This window comes from Rhodoferax ferrireducens T118, from assembly GCF_000013605.1.
GTDB classification, from domain to species: domain Bacteria; phylum Pseudomonadota; class Gammaproteobacteria; order Burkholderiales; family Burkholderiaceae_C; genus Rhodoferax; species Rhodoferax ferrireducens.
In genome coordinates, this window is sequence record NC_007908.1 from 4,170,757 (window position 1) to 4,186,931 (window position 16,175).

Genomic DNA, 16,175 nt, shown 5'->3' on the forward strand with positions numbered 1-16,175 from the left:
TGCTCTTTTTGTTCGTATCTGGTTTCTAATACACCTCGTGTTCATCCAGGGTGATTTCGCATGCTCAAAGCCGTTCGCCACAAAGAGATCCTCGCTCTGGTTCAGGGCGGGGGGGCCGTTGAAGTCAATGCATTGGCCGAGCGGTTTCAGACCTCGCCCATCACGATTCGGCGCGACCTTATTGAATTGCATGAACGCGGGCTGCTGGAACGCACGCGAGGTGGCGCCGTTTCCGGCGAGGTCATCGCCGAAGGCTGGGCGCGTTACGAGAGCATCAGCTACGCTGAACGGGAACGGGAGAACTTTCGGGAAAAGCGCGCGATTGCGGAGGTGGCCGCGCAACTGGTTTCCGATGGCGACTGCATTCTGGTGAATGGGGGTACGACCTCACGGCATCTGGCCGAGGCGCTTCGCGGTCACAACAACCTGCATGTGGTCACGAACGGACTGACGGTTGCGATGGAGTTCGCCCGAAGCCAGAACGCTTCGGTTTATTTGTTGCCTGGCAGCATCGACTTCAAAAAGATGGCCTCGGTGAGCCGCCCCGCCCCTGGCGCCTTTGACGACATCTCGGTTCGCGCGGCTTTTCTGGGGGTTCACGGCATCTCGCCCGCCGGCGGCATCGGGATGCTGTCCCCCGAGGAAGCGGCCATGAACCGGGCCTTCATCGACGCAGCACAGACTGTCAACGTGATAGTGGACTCATCCAAATTCCGCTCTCAGGCCATCTTCCGCATCGCCAAGCTGGACAAGGTGACGCGCGTCATCACGGATGCAGGCATCGACCAGGACGCGCGTCACGAACTCGAGGATTTGGGAGTTGAGGTGCTTGTGGCGTCAGCGGAAGACGCTTCGCTTTGAGGAGATCAGCGGCCAGATCATCTGGCGCGATCAGGCGGGCGTATTGTGCGGTGGCACCGAACCGCGCACCGACGGAGCAGTGGGCGGCTGCTAACGCGCTGGGCAACGGTTTCCGGGGGAAACCCCTTGGCCGGGCTCAATACTGCTTGTAGGGCAAGAACTTGCCCGACAACACTACGTTCACGCGGTCGCCCTTGGGGTCGGGCTGGCGCACGATGTCCATGGAGAAATCGATGGCGCTCATGATGCCGTCGCCGAACTCTTCGTGAATCAGTTCCTTGATGGTGCTGCCGTAGACGTTGACGATTTCATACCAGCGGTAGATCAACGGGTCGGTCGGTACCAGTGTCGGCAGTGAGCCTTTGTAGGGCGCCACTTGCAGCCACTTTTGTTCTTCGACCGTCAAGCCAAACATCTTGCCGACAATCTTGGCCTGCTCGGCGTTGAGCGTCATCTGGCCCAGACAGGCGGCAGTGACCCATTCTTTGGACAGGCCAACCTTTTTGGCAACGGCCTCCCATTTGATGCCTTTGGTAACTTTGGTGCTGATGATTTTTTCGGTGACTTCGAGACGGTTCATGGTGGCTCCTGTAGCGACGAGTTGGTTTGAGAAAAATGAAGAAAAGAAAGTCAGTGCGCAATGGCGCGTGACACCAGAAAGTCGACCACGTGGTTGCGCAGCTCGTAATAGCCATCCAGGTGGTGCAGGTTGGCGCGCACACGGCTGCGTGGCAGCGGGTTGAGCACCACCTCGGCCATACCGCCGGGCGTGTAGCCCTGGGCCGATTCGTTGCCGTTGCTCATCAGCAGAATACGGTCGGCCAGCAAAATGGCTTCGTCCACATCGTGGGTGATCATGAACACGGTTTGTTGCGTCTGGCGCACGATGCTCATCAGCTCGTCCTGAATCGTGCCGCGCGTCAGTGCGTCCAGTGCGCCAAAAGGCTCGTCCAGCAACAGCAGCTTGGGGCTGATGCAAAAGGCGCGGGCAATGCCCACCCGCTGCTTCATGCCACCTGAGAGTTGCGACGGCTTTTTGTCGATGGCCGGGCTCAAGCCCACCATGGCGACGAACTTTTCCACATGGGTGTTGACCTCGGCCTTGCCCCAGTCGGGCCAGCGCGATGTGACGGCAAAGGCAATGTTCTGGCGCACCGTGAGCCAGGGCATCAGCGCGTGGCTTTGGAACACCACACCACGCTCCAGGCTGGGGCCGGTGACTTCGCGGCCATCCATAAAGACGTTGCCGGTGGTGGCCGTATCCAGCCCCGCCAGCACATTCAGGATGGTGGTCTTGCCACAGCCCGAGTGACCAATAATGCAGACAAACTCTCCCCGCGTGAGGGTGAAGCTGACATCGGCAAACACCGGCTTGGCGGGCACAAAGGCTTTGCTGAGCCCTTCGATCTGAAGGAGTGAATTCACGTTGGGGGTCTTTCCTTGAGCGGGTGCAATAGGCGTAAGCAAGGCGCGGGGCGAGGCGTCACTCCACATAGGTCACCATCTTTTGTATTTGGCCAAACAGCAGGTCCAGCAGCATGCCCACCACACCAATCACACCAATGGCAAAAATCACGTTGGGCAATGACAGGTTGTTCCACTCGTTCCAGACAAAGTAACCAATGCCGGTGCCGCCCACCAGCATCTCGGCGGCCACAATCACCAGCCAGGCAATGCCCATGCTGATGCGCATGCCGGTCAAAATGGTGGGGGCAGCGGCGGGCAGAATCACCTGGAAGGCCGTGCGCAACGGGTTCACCTCCAGCGTGCGGGCCACGTTGAGCCATTCCCGCTTGACGGCCGCCACACCAAAGGCGGTGTTTACCAGCATCGGCCAGATGGAGCAGATAAAGATCACAAAGATGCCGCTGGCCGACGAGTCCTTGATGGTGTAGAGCGCCAGCGGCATCCATGCGAGCGGGCTGATCGGTTTGAGCACCTGGATAAACGGGTCAAAGGCCTTGCGCATCAGGGGCGACATGCCAATCACAAAGCCCAGCGGAATCGCCACCAGCATGGCCAACAGGAAGCCCAGCCCCACCCGGCCCAGCGAATAACCCAGCTGGATGGCAATGCCTTTGTCATTCGGACCACGGTCAAAAAACGGGTCAGACAAGTGCCCCCAAATCGTCGTGCCCATCTGGCCCAGCGTGGGGAAACCCGTGGACTTGGCGCTGCCGGGGTCTTTGCCCATCATCTTGGCGTACTCGATTTGCTCGGCCGTCATGCCTGCGGTGCTGTTGGCGGCTGTGCTGGAAGCCGTGGCCACGTACCAGATGCCCAGCACCACCAGCAGCATCAGCACCGACAACAAAGCCGCCCGAAAGTTGAGGGAGCGCTGGGCGTTCATCTCAGGCCGCCTTGCTGATGGCGAAACTCTTGGCGTAGGCAGCGGCCTTGTCAGCGTCAAACTCCTTGCCCATGATCTTGAACTTGGGGTACGCGCCCTCGGGCACTTTTTGATCCAGCTCCTTCATGCGTTTTTTGGCATCGGTCAACAAGAACACTTTTTCAGCGATTTGTTTGTAGTTGACCTCGCCCTTGACGTAGCCCCAGCGCTGCATTTGTGTGAGCATCCACACCGCCATGCTTTGCCACGGAATCGGGTCAAAGTCGGCCCGGTCCGGCACGTTCTGGATCTTGCCCAGGCCATCGGCAAACTTGCCGGTCAGCACCTGGGTCAGCACCGCCTCGGGTTGGTTGAGGTATTGCGCCGGGGCAATCACCTTGGCAATCAGCTCGCGGTTGCCGGGCTGGCGCGCCATGGCGGCGGCGGTGAGCACGGCGCGGTACAGCGCGGCAAAGGTGTTGGGGTTCTTCTGGATGAACTCGGTGCTGGAGCCAAAGGCGCAGCAGGGGTGGCCGTTCCACAGGTCTTTGGTCAACACGTGGATGAAACCGGCTTCTTCGTACACCGCGCGCTGGTTGAACGGGTCTGGGCCGAGGAAGCCGTCAAGGTTGCCGGCCTTCAGGTTGGCCACCATCTCGGCGGGCGGCACCACACGGATTTGCACGTCAGTGTCGGGGTTGATACCGGCTTCGGCCAGGTAGTAGCGCAACAAAAAGTTGTGCATGCTGTACTCGAAAGGCACGGCGAACTTGAAACCCGTCCAGTTCTTCGGATCGCGGTTGTTCTTGTGCTTGAGGGCCAGCGTGATGGCCTGACCATTGACGTTCTGGATCGTGGCCACGTTCATTGGCGTGGGGTTGGAGCCCAGGCCCATCGAAATCGCCAGCGGCATGGGCGACAGGAAGTGCGTGGCGTCGTACTCCTTGTTGATCATCTTGTCGCGGATCAGCGCCCAGCCTGCGGTTTTGGTCACTGCCACATCCAGCCCCTGCTTGCTGTAAAAACCCAGCGGGTGCGCCATGATCAGCGGCGTGGCGCAGGTGATCGGGATGAAGCCGATCTTGAGCTTGGTTTTCTCCAGCGCATTCTTATCCTGCGCCATGGCTTGCAGGCTGGCCATGGGCAACACGCTGCCAATGGCTGCCATGGCTGTGCCCTTGCCCACCGCGCGCAAGAAACGGCGGCGCACCTCGTCTTGCGGGAACAGCGCCTTGACCAGCGTGGCTTCGATGAAGGCGTTGGAATAGGCCTCGAACTCACTAGTCAAGCTGCGGCGCTTGAGTTCTGCGGTGGCGCTGGCTGCAGACATTTCCTGCTGGTGTTCAGCCACCGTGTGGTCTTTGCCGCAGCTGCACTTGAGCATCAGCGGGCGGTCGGCGTTGTAGGGGTCAAAGTAGGGAGTCATGGCATTACCTTTTGAAGTTGAACCCTGTGCACTACGCAATGCCCGGGCCAACTTGTGCCACGGTTCGGGATTCCAATGCAATTCGTGCCCGGTGGCCCGACAGCGTGTAGTGCCAGCCCTACACCGGCGGGCTCAAACCGGTTTCTTTCAGCGCAAGGGCGTGCTGCGGCTGTGCCGCTGGGCGTACAGCGCCAGCTCCACATCGTTTTTGGTGCCGGTCTTTTCCAGAATCCGTGCCCGATAAGTGCTCACCGTGTTGGAGGCCAATTTGAGTTGCGCACCAATTTCGCCCACCGCGTGCCCCATGCTGAGCAGGCGAAACACCTGGTACTCGCGGTGCGACAGCGCGTCGACCCCGGCCACCACCGCCTGTGCGGCTGCGCCGGATCGCCCTGCCGATGCCATGGCCGCCGCCAGCGCCTCCGCCGTGTCGGGGGTGACATACATGCCGCCTGCCGCCACCTTGCGCACGGCGGCCACCATGTCGTCCGGGTCGGCGCTCTTGTTCAGGTAGCCGCCAGCGCCCAGCTTGATGCAGCGCACGGCGTATTGTTTTTCCGGATAAGTGCTGAGCATCAGCACCGGCAGGGTTGGGTGTGTGCGGCGCAGGATTTGCAGCACCTCCAGCCCGTCCTGCTGCGGCATGGCAATGTCCAGCAGCACCAGGTCCAGCCCGGCGGAGCCGCCCAGTGCCTGAACCTGCGCCAGCACCTCCGGCCCGCTGGCGGCCTCGGCCAGCACGCTCACATCGGGCGCATCGGCCAGCACCTGCTTCAGGCCTTCACGCACGATGCGGTGGTCATCACCAATCAAAACTTTGATCATGCTACATTTTTGAGAGTGGCAGGCGCAGGGTGAATGCCGACCCCAGGCCGATTTGGCTTGAAATCTCAAGCTGGCCACCAAAATGGCGCGCCCGTTCGCGCATGCCCATCACGCCGTAGGCCGTGGGGGCCTCAAACGCCAGGGCATTGGCACCACAGCCGTTGTCTTGCACCGAAATTGTCAATACCTCGGCTTCCACTTGAATACGCAAGGTGAGTGCCATGGCCTGGGCGTGGCGGGCCACGTTGCTGAGCATTTCCTGAAAGATGCGAAACACCGCCATGGCCTCGGGCTCGGGCAGCTCCACGCCGTCGGTGCCCTGCATGTCCCAGTCCAGTGCCAGTTCAGCCGACTGGGCAAACTCGTGGGCCTGCCACTCCAGCGCGGCCCACAGGCCTTGATGGTCCAGGATGCTGGGGCGCAGGTCGGTGATGATGCGCCCCACGTTGTCCACCGCCCGCTCGATCAGGCCGCTCATATTGCGGCACTTGCTGCGCAGCCGGGTGCGCATGGCTTCGGCTTCGTGCGGTGTGCGCTGCTGCTGTTCACTCAGGCGCTTGTCCATCCAGTTCACGTCCATCTTCAGCGCCACCAGCAGGCTGCCCAGTTCGTCATGCACCTCGCGGGCAATGCGGGTGCGCTCATCTTCACGCACATTCTCGGAATAGGCTGAGAGTTCACGCAGTTGCCCCAGTGCGACTGAGAGCTCTTGCGTGCGCTCGCTGACGCGCTGCTCCAATTCGTTTTTGGCAAGCTGCAGCGCGTCGGCGGCACGCTTGCGCTCGGTGATGTCCACAAAGGTGATCACCGCGCCCAGCACCGTGTCACCGTCCATCAGCGGGTAGCTGGAATACTCCACCGGAAAACAATGCTGGTCGCGGTGCCAGAACACCTCGGTGTCAATGCGGCACGGCAGGCCTTGGCGAAAGGCGTTGAAGATGGCGCAGTCGTGCGCCGCGTAGGGCTGACCGCCGGGGTGTGAGTGGTGCGTCAGCTCGTGCATGTTGCAGCCCAGCACCTCCTCGGGTTCACGCCCGATCATGTTGGCGCCGGCCCGGTTGATGAAGGTGCAGCGTCCCTCCATGTCAATGCCGTAAATGCCCTCGCCGGTGGACTCCAGCAGCAGGGCCAGTTGCTTTTGCAGCACCGGCTCCATCGCTGCGTTGGGCGGTGTCAGGACCTGTTGGGTGTCGATGTGCATGCCTGCACAGCAAGCAATGGCTGTGCCAGTTTGCAGCATTACAGCCAAACCAGGTCGTCGCCAGCAGCAGCCTTGCCGCGCCGCACCCGCCAGGGTGGCCCTTCGCCACCATCAACGCAACAAGATCAGCGCCGTGCCCGCCACCGTCATGATTGCACCGACCCAGGCACCCGGCGCAGGCGCGCGCCCCAGATGCAGCCACAGCAAGGGCAGCACCAGCACCGGGGACACCGAGGACAATATCGCCACCATGCCGACATCGCCCTTTTGCAGCGCCAGCAAGATCAGCGTCATGCCCACACCCATGGCAATAAAACCGTTGAGCCCGGTCTGCGCCAGCACCCGAAGCGTAGGCGGCCGCTGCGCCCGCGCGGCCCGAAAACCAGCGCCCAACAGCACAAAATGGGCGCAAGTCGCCACCGTCACGCGCACGGCGGAGGCCATGACCGGATCCACATCGGTACTCATCACCGGCTTGGCAATCAGGGAGCCGACCGCCTGGCACAGCGCCGCCAGCAGGGCCAGCAGCACCCCGGCGCCGACATGACCCTGATCCGCTTCCCAGGCGTGGCTTTCTTCTTTGTGCCGCCCCAACACAATCGCGGTCATGACGCCGACCAGCGTCAACAGCCCGCCCGCGAGCGCTTGCAGACTCATGCGCTCGTGCAACAGCCAGAAACCAAGCAACGCACTGAACACGGCGTGGGTCGCAAACAAGACCCCGGCGCGGCGCGGCCCGAGCCGATTCATGGCCGCGAACAGCGCGGTGTCACCGACAAAGATGCCGATCAAACCGCTGATCGCCATGATGCCCCAGGCGCCTTGCGAAAACGTGCGCCAGCTGCCGGTGGCGAGCACCACCGCCCACAGCATCAACGCCACCATCAGCATGCGCCAGCGCGTGAACGCAAAGGCGCCCAGATGGCGCGACGGCGTGACCGATGTGACACTGCCCAGTGCCCAGCAGGCGGCGGCGCCCAGGGCGAACAGATCGTAAGAAACCAGCATGAATTGAGCGCGGGCGCAGTCGAGGACGACGGGCAAGAACCGAAATCAGCGGGCGCCTGGCGTTGGCCCGGTCACCAGCGTGCTCAGCGGCAGCTGGTTAATTTCGGCCAGCAGTCGGGCCAGGCCAAGCCCCGCTGCGGCCACCAGTGCACGTCCCTTTTCTGCGCTGGCGGCGGCGGCATTGCCAACCGCACCGGCTGGGTTGTAGTCCTGCATTTGCCAACCGAGTTTGGCGCTTTTCCCATTGCCCAGGATGGCAAATTTTTGCGCCCGGTCTTGGGCGGTGGAATGAAAGTTTTGTGCCTGCACCATGTTCACGCGCGCGGGATCCAGCGCCAGCATCATGGAGGTCTCCATTTCGCCGGCATGAATGCCAAAGCGGTGCTCGTCGGCGCTGAACAAGGCGTTGACATCCTGCCCTTGCGCATCCGTCAAAGGCAGGTTGAACCAGCTGACGCTATAGACCAGCATACCAAGCCGCGCGCGCAGGTCGCGTGCCACCAGGTCCATGACGCTGACGTTGCCGCCATGACTGTTGAAGAGCAGCAGTTTTTGGATACCCGCTGCCGCCACCGACTCGCCTATATCGGTCCACAGCCGCAAAATCGTTTCGTTTTTGAGTGTCAGAGTGCCGGGAAAGCGGGCGTGTTCCGGACTCAAACCGACTGCTTGTGTCGGCAAGAACAGTACGTTCAAGTCGGCGGCCAGATGCGGCAAGGCGGCCGTCACGATGCCGTCCACCAGCACCGTGTCGACGCTCAGCGGCAGGTGCGGGCCATGCTGCTCGGTCGCCGCCACCGGCAGCACGGCGATGGTTTTCGCGGCTTGTCCACCTGCAATCAATTGGGCAAAGTCCCGCGTGGACAGGTTGGCCCAGTAACGCGAACAAGGGTTCATGGCCGCCATGGTAATCCTGTAGCAGGCTCAGGCCTTCTTCATGAAGGCCGCCTTGAGCATGAAGGCGCCCTGGTCGGTCTTGCAGTCCACCTCGTGGTCGCCAGCGCCATCGGGCAGACGGATGCCTTTGATTTTGGTACCTTTTTTAAGCACGATGGACGAGCCCTTGACCTTCAGGTCTTTGATCAGAATCACCGTATCCCCGTCGGTCAGCGGATTGCCGTTGGCGTCTTTGATGGCACCACCGACTTCGTCGCCAGCTTCAGCCGCTGCGGTCATCGGCCATTCATGGCCGCAGTCAGGGCAGACGTAGTTGTTGCCATCCGGGTAAGTGTTTTCAAGGGTGCACTGGGGGCAAGCGGGCAGATTGGATGGATTGGACATGGTGAGGTCGTTTGACTGAGGGAGCGTGGCGCCACCACGGCGCCCAAGGCCGCCAACGGGTGCGCATCGCAAGACTGTGAGTATATAAAACTCACGCCACGCCTCCAAAATAGCCGATTTTTGGCGCTATTGCCTGTGGCTCAACGCCTTGCAATGCGATAATTTCAGTTGATCAACTCCCGAAATACACGCCTTGAAACCCTGCCCCAGTCGGTAGCTTTCAACCCGCATTGACTGCATCGGGGTTGGAAGCAAAGACCCGCAAGCCCTGCCAGATGCAAACCATTACCCGGGAGTGAGCGATGCTCAACATTTTTACGCTGGCCAATGGCCGACTGTTCCAGGAAGAGATCGATTCGCTGGAAGAACTGTCTAAATTCCACCCGATCTGGGTCGATCTGGAATCGCCCACCCTGGAAGAGAAGCGCTGGATCAAGCAGCACTACGGCTTGTCGATCCCGGAAGACGCGATGGACGAAGACATTGAGGAATCGGCCCGCTTTTACAAGGAAGACAACGGGGACCTGCACATTCGCAGTGACTTTTTGGTGGCGGACGACGACGAACCCCACACGGTGCGAGTCGCCTTCATTCTCAACCTGGTCAACGATGAACTCAAAAGCATGGGTGTGCTGTTTTCGATTCACGACGAAGACGTGCCGGTGTTTCGGCTGCTGCGCATGCGGGCGCGCCGGGCGCCGGGCCTGATTGAAGACGCCAAGGAAGTGCTGCTCAAGCTGTTCGATGCCGATGCCGAATACTCGGCCGATACGCTGGAGGGCATTTACGACAACCTGGAAATGGTCAGCAACAAAGTGCTGTCGGGCGATGTCACGGACGCCATGGCCGGCGAAGTGCTGGGCGCCATTGCGCGCCATGAAGACATGAGCGGACGCATCCGCCGCAACGCGATGGACACGCGCCGTGCGGTGAGTTTCATGATGCGCAGCAAGATGCTCAATAGCGAGCAGTTTGAAGAGGCAAGGCAAATTCTGCGCGACATCGATTCGCTCGATTCGCACACCGCCTTCCTGTTCGACAAGATCAACTTTTTGATGGATGCCACGGTCGGTTTCATCAACATCAACCAGAACAAGATTATCAAGATATTCTCGGTCGCCAGTGTGGCGCTGCTGCCGCCGACGCTGATTGCCAGCATCTACGGCATGAACTTCAAGTTCCTGCCGGAACTGGACTGGGAACTGGGCTACCCGTTTGCGGTGGCGCTGATGGTGGCCAGTGCGCTGGTGCCTATGTGGTATTTCAGGAAACGTGGCTGGCTGAAGTGAAGGTCCGCCGATCCTTCGGGCAGCATGGACCGCTCAGGTGGCAAACAGACCGGCAATAGTGGTTCGATTCGGTTGCCTTAGCACCCCGCGCTCCGTGATCAGCGCAGTGACCAACTCGGCTGGCGTCACATCAAAAGCGGGGTTGCGCACCTGGACACCCTTGGCTGCCCATTGGCAATCCCGAAATCCCGTGACCTCCTCGGCCGCCCTTTCTTCAATCGGAATGGCCGCACCATCAGGGATCGCCAGGTCGATGGTGGACAGCGGACAAGCCACATAGAACGGGATGTTGTGGCGCTGCGCCAGCACAGCCACCATGTAGGTCCCAATCTTGTTGGCCACATCGCCATTGGCCGCCACGCGGTCCGTGCCCACCACAATGGCGTCAACCTCACCGCGACTCATCAAATGCCCAGCCATGTTATCGGTGATCAGCGTCACCGGAATGTTTTCCTGCACCATCTCCCAGGCGGTCAGGCGCGCGCCCTGCAAAAATGGGCGGGTCTCATCGGCGATCACCGAAATGCGCTTGCCTGCCTGCACCGCCGAGCGAATCACACCCAGCGCCGTGCCATGCCCGGCCGTTGCCAGGGCGCCCGCGTTGCAGTGCGTCAGCACCCGGGCGCCATCGGCCAGCAGCGCTGCGCCGTAAGCGCCCATGGCCCGATTGATGCGAACATCGTCCGCCGATATTTCGTGCGCCTGGGCCAGCAGGCAGTCCACAATGTCGCCCACGGCGCGGTGCTGGTTAGCGTCCCACACCGCACGCATTCGAGCCAGCGCCCAGAACAAATTCACAGCGGTCGGTCGACTGGCTGCCAGCACGTCGAAGCCGCGTTGCAGGCCCACCGCAAAAGCCTCACGCGTGGCACCGCGCAACTGCACAGACTCCAGTGCAACACCATAGGCAGCCGCACAGCCAATGGCGGGCGCACCGCGAACCACCATGGACCGAATACCCTCGGCCACCTCGGCGGCCGAGGTAAAAGGCAAATACTCGAATCGGGCTGGCAGCACCCGTTGGTCAATCATCTCCAGGCGACCCTCACGCCACCGCAGGGTCTGGACTGCCGCTGGACCATGGTCTTGACGGTTCATGGCGAATCAGTCCTTGTTGCGGCTCGGCCATAGCCTTTGAACTTCTCCAGCACCGCCTGCATCTGGGCGCCAGAAAGCAGCTTCGGCTGCCCCAACTGCAAGGCGGCCCAATATTGTTCACACAGCGACTCGACCTCTATCGCGACGGCCAGCGCATCGCCCAGGTCGACACCGACGGCAATCATGCCGTGGTTGCCAAGCAGACAGGCCTTGCGGTCAACAAGCGCCTGCAGTGCGAGATCGGACAGCTCCTGGCTGCCAAAGATCGCATAAGGCGTGCAACGAATCGTGTCACCACCGGCCACCGCCATCATGTAGTGAAACGCCGGAATTTCCAGTTGCAGGCAAGCCAGCGAAGTGGCATAACAAGCGTGCGTGTGAACCACTGCGCCAACTTCTGGGCGCGCAGCCAGGATGTCGCGATGAAAACGCCACTCGCTGGAGGGTTTGCCAGGGCCCAGGATCGCACCTGAATAGTCCATTTCCACCATAGCGTGTGGCAGCAGGTCTTCGGCAGCAACACCCGAGGGTGTCACCAAAAATGAATCGCCTTGCCTGACCCCGATATTGCCGGTCGCGCCGCGATTGAGCCCCAGCACCACCAGTCGCCGGGCTGCCTCGGCCATAGTTGAGCGCAGCTTTTGATCCTGCGCATTGGTGGCTGAACGCTCTGACACCATCAGGATCTCAGGAGGCGACCGGCCACGGCATCGAGACGCCGCAGCATCTCGGGATCACGTGCCTCTGGTGCCGTTATCAGGGCGTGCTGCAGCGCGCTGCGGCAACCGCAAGCCGCGGCGCTCGCATCCGAACGCAGACGGGGCGTGACCCGGGAAACCATATGGCGCGCATTGTCTGCATTGGCCAGCAGCACCTTGACAATCGCATCCACCGTGACGTCGTCATGGTCGGGGTGCCAGCAATCAAAGTCGGTCACCATGGCGACCGACGCATAGCACAGCTCGGCTTCCCGAGCCAGCTTGGCTTCGGGCATGTTGGTCATGCCAATCACATCAGCGTTCCAGCTTCGGTAAAGTTCCGATTCCGCCAGACTGGAAAACTGGGGCCCTTCCATCACCAGGTAAGTGCCACCGCGGGCAAACTCGATCCCTGCTTCGCGCGTAGCGGCCTCGATATGGTCACCGAGTCGGCTACACACCGGATGGGCCATGGATACGTGGGCGACGAGCCCGGTGCCAAAAAAGCTTTTCTCGCGGGCGAAAGTTCTGTCGATGAATTGGTCAACGATCACGAACATGCCAGGCCGCAAATTTTCACGCAAGGAGCCGACCGCGCTGACCGAAATAAGGTCAGTCACGCCAACACGCTTCATAACATCGATATTGGCGCGAAAGTTGATCTCGGAGGGTGGTATCCGATGCCCACGGCCATGACGCGGCAGGAACACCATCGACTGCCCATCCAACTCACCCAACAGAAGCTCATCCGAAGGTTTTCCAAAAGGGGAGTCAACGCGCTCCCAGCGCTTATGACTTAAACCTTCAATGTCGTAAACACCACTGCCGCCAATGATGCCAAGTACCGGCGTTTGACTACTATTCGTCATGATTGCTACTTTACTTATCTCTCAACTCTCGCCGCAAAATCTTGCCGACCGGAGTTTTTGGCAATTCGGCGCGGAACTCAATCACCTTGGGTTGCTTGTAGCCGGTTAGATTTTCTTTGCAGTAGGCCCGCACCTGCGCTTCGGTCAAGCTCGGGTCTTTCTTGACAATCACCAGCTTGACAGCCTCACCGGACTTGGCGTCCGGCACACCGACGCAAGCACACTCCATAACCCCCTTGAGTTGGGACACCACGTCCTCCAACTCGGTGGGGAAGACGTTGAAGCCGCTGACCAGAATCATGTCCTTCTTGCGGTCCACAATTTTGAAGTAACCGCGCTCATCCATCACGCCGATGTCGCCGGACTTGAAATACCCATCGGCAGTCATGACGTTGGCGGTCTCATCCGGGCGCTGCCAATAGCCGGCCATCACCTGGGGGCCCTTGATGGCAATCTCGCCGGATTGACCGATCGGCACTTCCTTGCCATCGTCATCGAGCAGTCTCAGATAAGTGCTTGAAATCGGAACACCAATCGTGCCCGAGTACTCGGTGACGGTGACCGGGTTCGACGTGGCCACCGGCGAGGTCTCGCTCAGACCGTAGCCCTCGGCAATGGCGCAGCCGGTTTTCTCGAACCAGAGCTTGGCCACCGCACTTTGGACCGCCGTGCCGCCGCCTGCGGACACCACCAGACCACGCCAGTCCACCTTGTTGAAATCGGGATGATTGGCCAGGCCATTGAACAAGGTGTTGACCGCCGGAAACACATGGATTTTGTGTTTGGCCAATTCAGCCAGCGTGGCCACCAGGTCGCGCGGATTCGGAATCAGAATCAGCTTGCCGCCCAGGCGCATCGACAGCATCATGCCCACCGTGAAGGCAAAGATGTGGTACAGCGGCAAGGCGCAGACCGACGTCAACTGCTCGTTGGCCGGAATCTTCTTCAGCGCCGGTTCATTCCAGGCCTCCACCTGCAACAAGTTGGCCACCAGGTTGCGATGGAGCAGCACCGCGCCCTTGGAGACGCCGGTAGTACCGCCGGTGTATTGCAGCACCGCCACATCGTCGGGCTTGAGCGTTATTTTTTTGAGCGTCCCCGCACTGCCCTTGGCAACGGCGGCATTGAAGCGCACGGCGCCTGGCAGCGAGAACGCGGGCACCAGTTTTTTCTTGTTGCGCACGACATAATTGACCAGTGCGCCTTTGAGGAGGCCCAACTGGTCACCCATCGCGCACAACACCACGTGCTTGACCGGCGTCGCAGCAACACATTTTTCCAGAACCGAAGCAAAATTTTCCAGAATGACAATGGCCTTGGCGCCCGAATCCTTGAGTTGGTGCTCCAGCTCACGCGCGGTGTACAGCGGATTGACATTCACTAGGATATAGCCGGCACGAAAAATGCCGGCCACCGCCACCGGATACTGCAGCACATTGGGCATCATCACTGCAACCCGGTCGCCTTTGACCAGCCCCAAACCTTGCAGGTAAACCCCAAACGCAAGACTCAGGCTATCGACCTGTTTGTAACTCTGCGTCTTGCCCATGAAACTGTAGGCGGTCCGGTCGGCGTACTTCTTGAAGCTCTCCTCCATCATCTTCACAATCGACGAGTACTTGCCCGGATCAATATCAGCGGGAACGCCATCGGGGTAGCTGCTAAGCCAAATACGGTCGGTCATTGTGATGTTTCCTCAAGGTTGACAAAAGGGCTCATTCTCGCGTGAACACCCTTGATAACGTGAGGGTGTTTCCCCTAATCTACAAAGGAAAAAGTGGGCTCAGCTGACAGAGCTGGCCCACCTTGATTGATCGGGAGAAGAGCGAGGCCACTTTGCGCACGCTCCGTCCAACAACGTTTCAGGACATCAATGCAATCAGGACTTCATCCAACATCTTCTTGGCATCGCCAAACAACATGCGGTTGTTCTCTTTGTAGAACAGCGGGTTGTCCACGCCGGCGTAGCCTGATGCCATGCTGCGCTTCATGACGATGGAGGTCTTGGCCTTCCAGACTTCGAGCACCGGCATGCCGGCAATCGGGCTGGTCGGGTCGTCCTGGGCGCCGGGGTTGACGATGTCGTTGGCGCCAATCACCATGACCACATCGGTCTTGGGGAAGTCGTCGTTGAGTTCATCCATTTCGAACACGATGTCATAGGGCACTTTGGCTTCAGCCAACAACACGTTCATGTGGCCTGGCATACGACCGGCGACCGGGTGAATACCAAAACGCACATTGACACCCTTTTCACGCAGATGCTTGGTAATTTCATACACCGTATGCTGAGCCTGCGCCACCGCCATGCCGTAGCCGGGAACAATGACGACGCTTTTGGCCTCACGCAGCAGTTCAGCGGTTTCGATAGCACTGATCGGCGTCACTTCACCGGCCGGCTCGGCTCCCCCTGCTGCTGCAGGTTTGGCACTGGTGGTACCAAAGCCACCCGCAATCACGCTGATGAAGCTGCGGTTCATGGCATTGCACATGATGTACGAGAGAATCGCGCCGCTGGAACCCACCAACGCACCCACCACAATCAGCAAGTCATTGGACAGCATGAAACCGGTGGCCGCTGCCGCCCAGCCGGAATAGCTGTTGAGCATGGACACCACCACCGGCATGTCGGCGCCGCCAATGGCCATCACCATGTGCACACCAAAGAGCAGGGCGATCACGGTCATGACCACAATCGGGGTCATGCCATCTTGAACCGTGTGAGCGCCCATGAACACGCCACCAAAATAAATCACCACCAGCAAACCTGCCAGATTCATCCAGTGACGACCCGGCAACAACACTGGGTTGCCGCTGATGCGCCCCGACAATTTGCCAAAAGCAATGACCGAGCCCGACAAGGTGACCGCACCGATGAGGATGCCGATGTAAATTTCAAGCTCGTGAATGGTTTTGGCGGCACCCTCGAAGCCTTTGGTGGCTGTAGGGTCCACAAAAGTTGCAAAACCCACCAGCACCGCCGCCAAGCCCACCATGCTGTGCATGAAGGCCACCAACTCGGGCATTTGCGTCATTTGCACGCTGCGCGCCAAATACAAACCGATGCTGCCGCCAATGACCATCGCGCCAACGATCCAGGCGTAGCCACCACCGGTTACTTGCGGCCCAAACACCGTGGCCAGCACGGCAATAGCCATGCCGATCATGCCGAACAGATTACCTCGGCGAGAGCTTTCCTGGTTGGACAGACCGCCCAGGCTCAGAATGAACAAAATGGTCGCGCCAATGTAGGCGACCGTGGCCAAACTCGAATTCATGCGTGGCTCCCC

The 16,175-nt window shown here is 60.2% G+C and carries 16 protein-coding genes; 2 read left to right on the forward strand and 14 right to left on the reverse strand.

The window, feature by feature from the left end; translation table 11 throughout:
- Positions 1-60 precede the first annotated feature (60 nt).
- Entirely contained in the window at positions 61-861 is an 801-nt protein-coding gene (locus RFER_RS19000) for a DeoR/GlpR family DNA-binding transcription regulator (protein WP_011466001.1), read from the forward strand.
- A gap of 136 nt (positions 862-997) precedes the next feature.
- Here the strand turns inward: RFER_RS19000 and cynS are convergent, their stop codons facing one another.
- The 9 genes from cynS to RFER_RS19045 form a co-directional block, all read right to left on the reverse strand.
- Positions 998-1,441 (reverse strand): cyanase, encoded by a 444-nt coding sequence (cynS, locus tag RFER_RS19005; protein WP_011466002.1) that lies wholly within the window; start codon positions 1,439-1,441, stop codon positions 998-1,000.
- A gap of 50 nt (positions 1,442-1,491) precedes the next feature.
- Positions 1,492-2,355, reverse strand: a complete 864-nt coding sequence (locus RFER_RS19010) for an ABC transporter ATP-binding protein (RefSeq protein ID WP_011466003.1) — start codon at positions 2,353-2,355, stop codon at positions 1,492-1,494.
- On the reverse strand, positions 2,345-3,211 hold the full coding sequence (gene ntrB / locus RFER_RS19015; RefSeq protein WP_011466004.1) for a nitrate ABC transporter permease: 867 nt from the start codon (positions 3,209-3,211) through the stop codon (positions 2,345-2,347). Before ntrB ends, RFER_RS19010 begins: the two co-directional genes overlap by 11 nt.
- Before the next feature lies 1 nt (position 3,212).
- Positions 3,213-4,616: a CmpA/NrtA family ABC transporter substrate-binding protein gene (locus RFER_RS19020; RefSeq protein ID WP_011466005.1), complete on the reverse strand. Its 1,404-nt coding sequence runs from the start codon at positions 4,614-4,616 to the stop codon at positions 3,213-3,215.
- A gap of 147 nt (positions 4,617-4,763) precedes the next feature.
- Positions 4,764-5,441 (reverse strand): response regulator transcription factor, encoded by a 678-nt coding sequence (locus RFER_RS19025; RefSeq protein WP_011466006.1) that lies wholly within the window; start codon positions 5,439-5,441, stop codon positions 4,764-4,766.
- A 1-nt stretch (position 5,442) separates the two neighbouring features.
- Positions 5,443-6,642 (reverse strand): sensor histidine kinase, encoded by a 1,200-nt coding sequence (locus RFER_RS19030; RefSeq protein ID WP_041792877.1) that lies wholly within the window; start codon positions 6,640-6,642, stop codon positions 5,443-5,445.
- Between the two features lie 111 nt (positions 6,643-6,753).
- Positions 6,754-7,650: a DMT family transporter gene (locus tag RFER_RS19035; RefSeq protein WP_011466008.1), complete on the reverse strand. Its 897-nt coding sequence runs from the start codon at positions 7,648-7,650 to the stop codon at positions 6,754-6,756.
- 45 nt (positions 7,651-7,695) lie between these two features.
- Positions 7,696-8,556, reverse strand: a complete 861-nt coding sequence (locus RFER_RS19040) for a creatininase family protein (RefSeq protein ID WP_011466009.1) — start codon at positions 8,554-8,556, stop codon at positions 7,696-7,698.
- An 18-nt stretch (positions 8,557-8,574) separates the two neighbouring features.
- Positions 8,575-8,931 carry a zinc ribbon domain-containing protein YjdM gene (locus RFER_RS19045; protein WP_011466010.1) on the reverse strand — a complete coding sequence of 119 codons (357 nt, stop codon included), beginning with the start codon at positions 8,929-8,931 and terminating at the stop codon, positions 8,575-8,577.
- A 302-nt stretch (positions 8,932-9,233) separates the two neighbouring features.
- On the opposite strand from RFER_RS19045, the gene corA reads away from it, so the two are divergent.
- A complete protein-coding gene (gene corA, locus RFER_RS19050) occupies positions 9,234-10,220 on the forward strand; it encodes a magnesium/cobalt transporter CorA (protein WP_011466011.1) in 987 nt (328 codons plus the stop codon).
- 33 nt (positions 10,221-10,253) lie between these two features.
- On the opposite strand, the gene mtnA is transcribed toward corA, so the two are convergent.
- The 5 genes from mtnA to pntB all read right to left on the reverse strand — a co-directional run bounded on the left by mtnA (position 10,254) and on the right by pntB (position 16,163).
- Positions 10,254-11,318 (reverse strand): S-methyl-5-thioribose-1-phosphate isomerase, encoded by a 1,065-nt coding sequence (gene mtnA / locus RFER_RS19055; RefSeq protein ID WP_011466012.1) that lies wholly within the window; start codon positions 11,316-11,318, stop codon positions 10,254-10,256.
- Entirely contained in the window at positions 11,315-11,998 is a 684-nt protein-coding gene (locus RFER_RS19060) for a class II aldolase/adducin family protein (RefSeq protein WP_011466013.1), read from the reverse strand. Before RFER_RS19060 ends, mtnA begins: the two co-directional genes overlap by 4 nt.
- Positions 11,998-12,885 (reverse strand): S-methyl-5'-thioadenosine phosphorylase, encoded by an 888-nt coding sequence (locus RFER_RS19065; RefSeq protein WP_011466014.1) that lies wholly within the window; start codon positions 12,883-12,885, stop codon positions 11,998-12,000. The genes RFER_RS19060 and RFER_RS19065 overlap by 1 nt, the downstream gene beginning before the upstream one ends.
- Positions 12,886-12,895: 10 nt before the next feature.
- Positions 12,896-14,569 (reverse strand): long-chain-fatty-acid--CoA ligase, encoded by a 1,674-nt coding sequence (locus tag RFER_RS19070; RefSeq protein ID WP_011466015.1) that lies wholly within the window; start codon positions 14,567-14,569, stop codon positions 12,896-12,898.
- Positions 14,570-14,747: 178 nt separating this feature from the next.
- Positions 14,748-16,163, reverse strand: coding sequence for a Re/Si-specific NAD(P)(+) transhydrogenase subunit beta (pntB, locus tag RFER_RS19075; RefSeq protein WP_011466016.1), 1,416 nt, complete (start codon positions 16,161-16,163; stop codon positions 14,748-14,750).
- Between the last annotated feature and the right edge of the window lie 12 nt (positions 16,164-16,175).

Excerpts from the sequence above, each read along its gene's own strand:
- RFER_RS19000 (WP_011466001.1), top strand. The coding sequence starts at position 61 with ATGCTCAAAGCCGTTCGCCACAAAGAGATCCTCGCTCTGGTTCAGGGC.
- cynS (WP_011466002.1), bottom strand. The coding sequence starts at position 1,441 with ATGAACCGTCTCGAAGTCACCGAAAAAATCATCAGCACCAAAGTTACC.
- RFER_RS19010 (WP_011466003.1), bottom strand. The coding sequence starts at position 2,355 with ATGTGGAGTGACGCCTCGCCCCGCGCCTTGCTTACGCCTATTGCACCC.
- ntrB (WP_011466004.1), bottom strand. The coding sequence starts at position 3,211 with ATGAACGCCCAGCGCTCCCTCAACTTTCGGGCGGCTTTGTTGTCGGTG.
- RFER_RS19020 (WP_011466005.1), bottom strand. The coding sequence starts at position 4,616 with ATGACTCCCTACTTTGACCCCTACAACGCCGACCGCCCGCTGATGCTC.
- RFER_RS19025 (WP_011466006.1), bottom strand. The coding sequence starts at position 5,441 with ATGATCAAAGTTTTGATTGGTGATGACCACCGCATCGTGCGTGAAGGC.
- RFER_RS19030 (WP_041792877.1), bottom strand. The coding sequence starts at position 6,642 with ATGCACATCGACACCCAACAGGTCCTGACACCGCCCAACGCAGCGATG.
- RFER_RS19035 (WP_011466008.1), bottom strand. The coding sequence starts at position 7,650 with ATGCTGGTTTCTTACGATCTGTTCGCCCTGGGCGCCGCCGCCTGCTGG.
- RFER_RS19040 (WP_011466009.1), bottom strand. The coding sequence starts at position 8,556 with ATGGCGGCCATGAACCCTTGTTCGCGTTACTGGGCCAACCTGTCCACG.
- RFER_RS19045 (WP_011466010.1), bottom strand. The coding sequence starts at position 8,931 with ATGTCCAATCCATCCAATCTGCCCGCTTGCCCCCAGTGCACCCTTGAA.
- corA (WP_011466011.1), top strand. The coding sequence starts at position 9,234 with ATGCTCAACATTTTTACGCTGGCCAATGGCCGACTGTTCCAGGAAGAG.
- mtnA (WP_011466012.1), bottom strand. The coding sequence starts at position 11,318 with ATGAACCGTCAAGACCATGGTCCAGCGGCAGTCCAGACCCTGCGGTGG.
- RFER_RS19060 (WP_011466013.1), bottom strand. The coding sequence starts at position 11,998 with ATGGTGTCAGAGCGTTCAGCCACCAATGCGCAGGATCAAAAGCTGCGC.
- RFER_RS19065 (WP_011466014.1), bottom strand. The coding sequence starts at position 12,885 with ATGACGAATAGTAGTCAAACGCCGGTACTTGGCATCATTGGCGGCAGT.
- RFER_RS19070 (WP_011466015.1), bottom strand. The coding sequence starts at position 14,569 with ATGACCGACCGTATTTGGCTTAGCAGCTACCCCGATGGCGTTCCCGCT.
- pntB (WP_011466016.1), bottom strand. The coding sequence starts at position 16,163 with ATGAATTCGAGTTTGGCCACGGTCGCCTACATTGGCGCGACCATTTTG.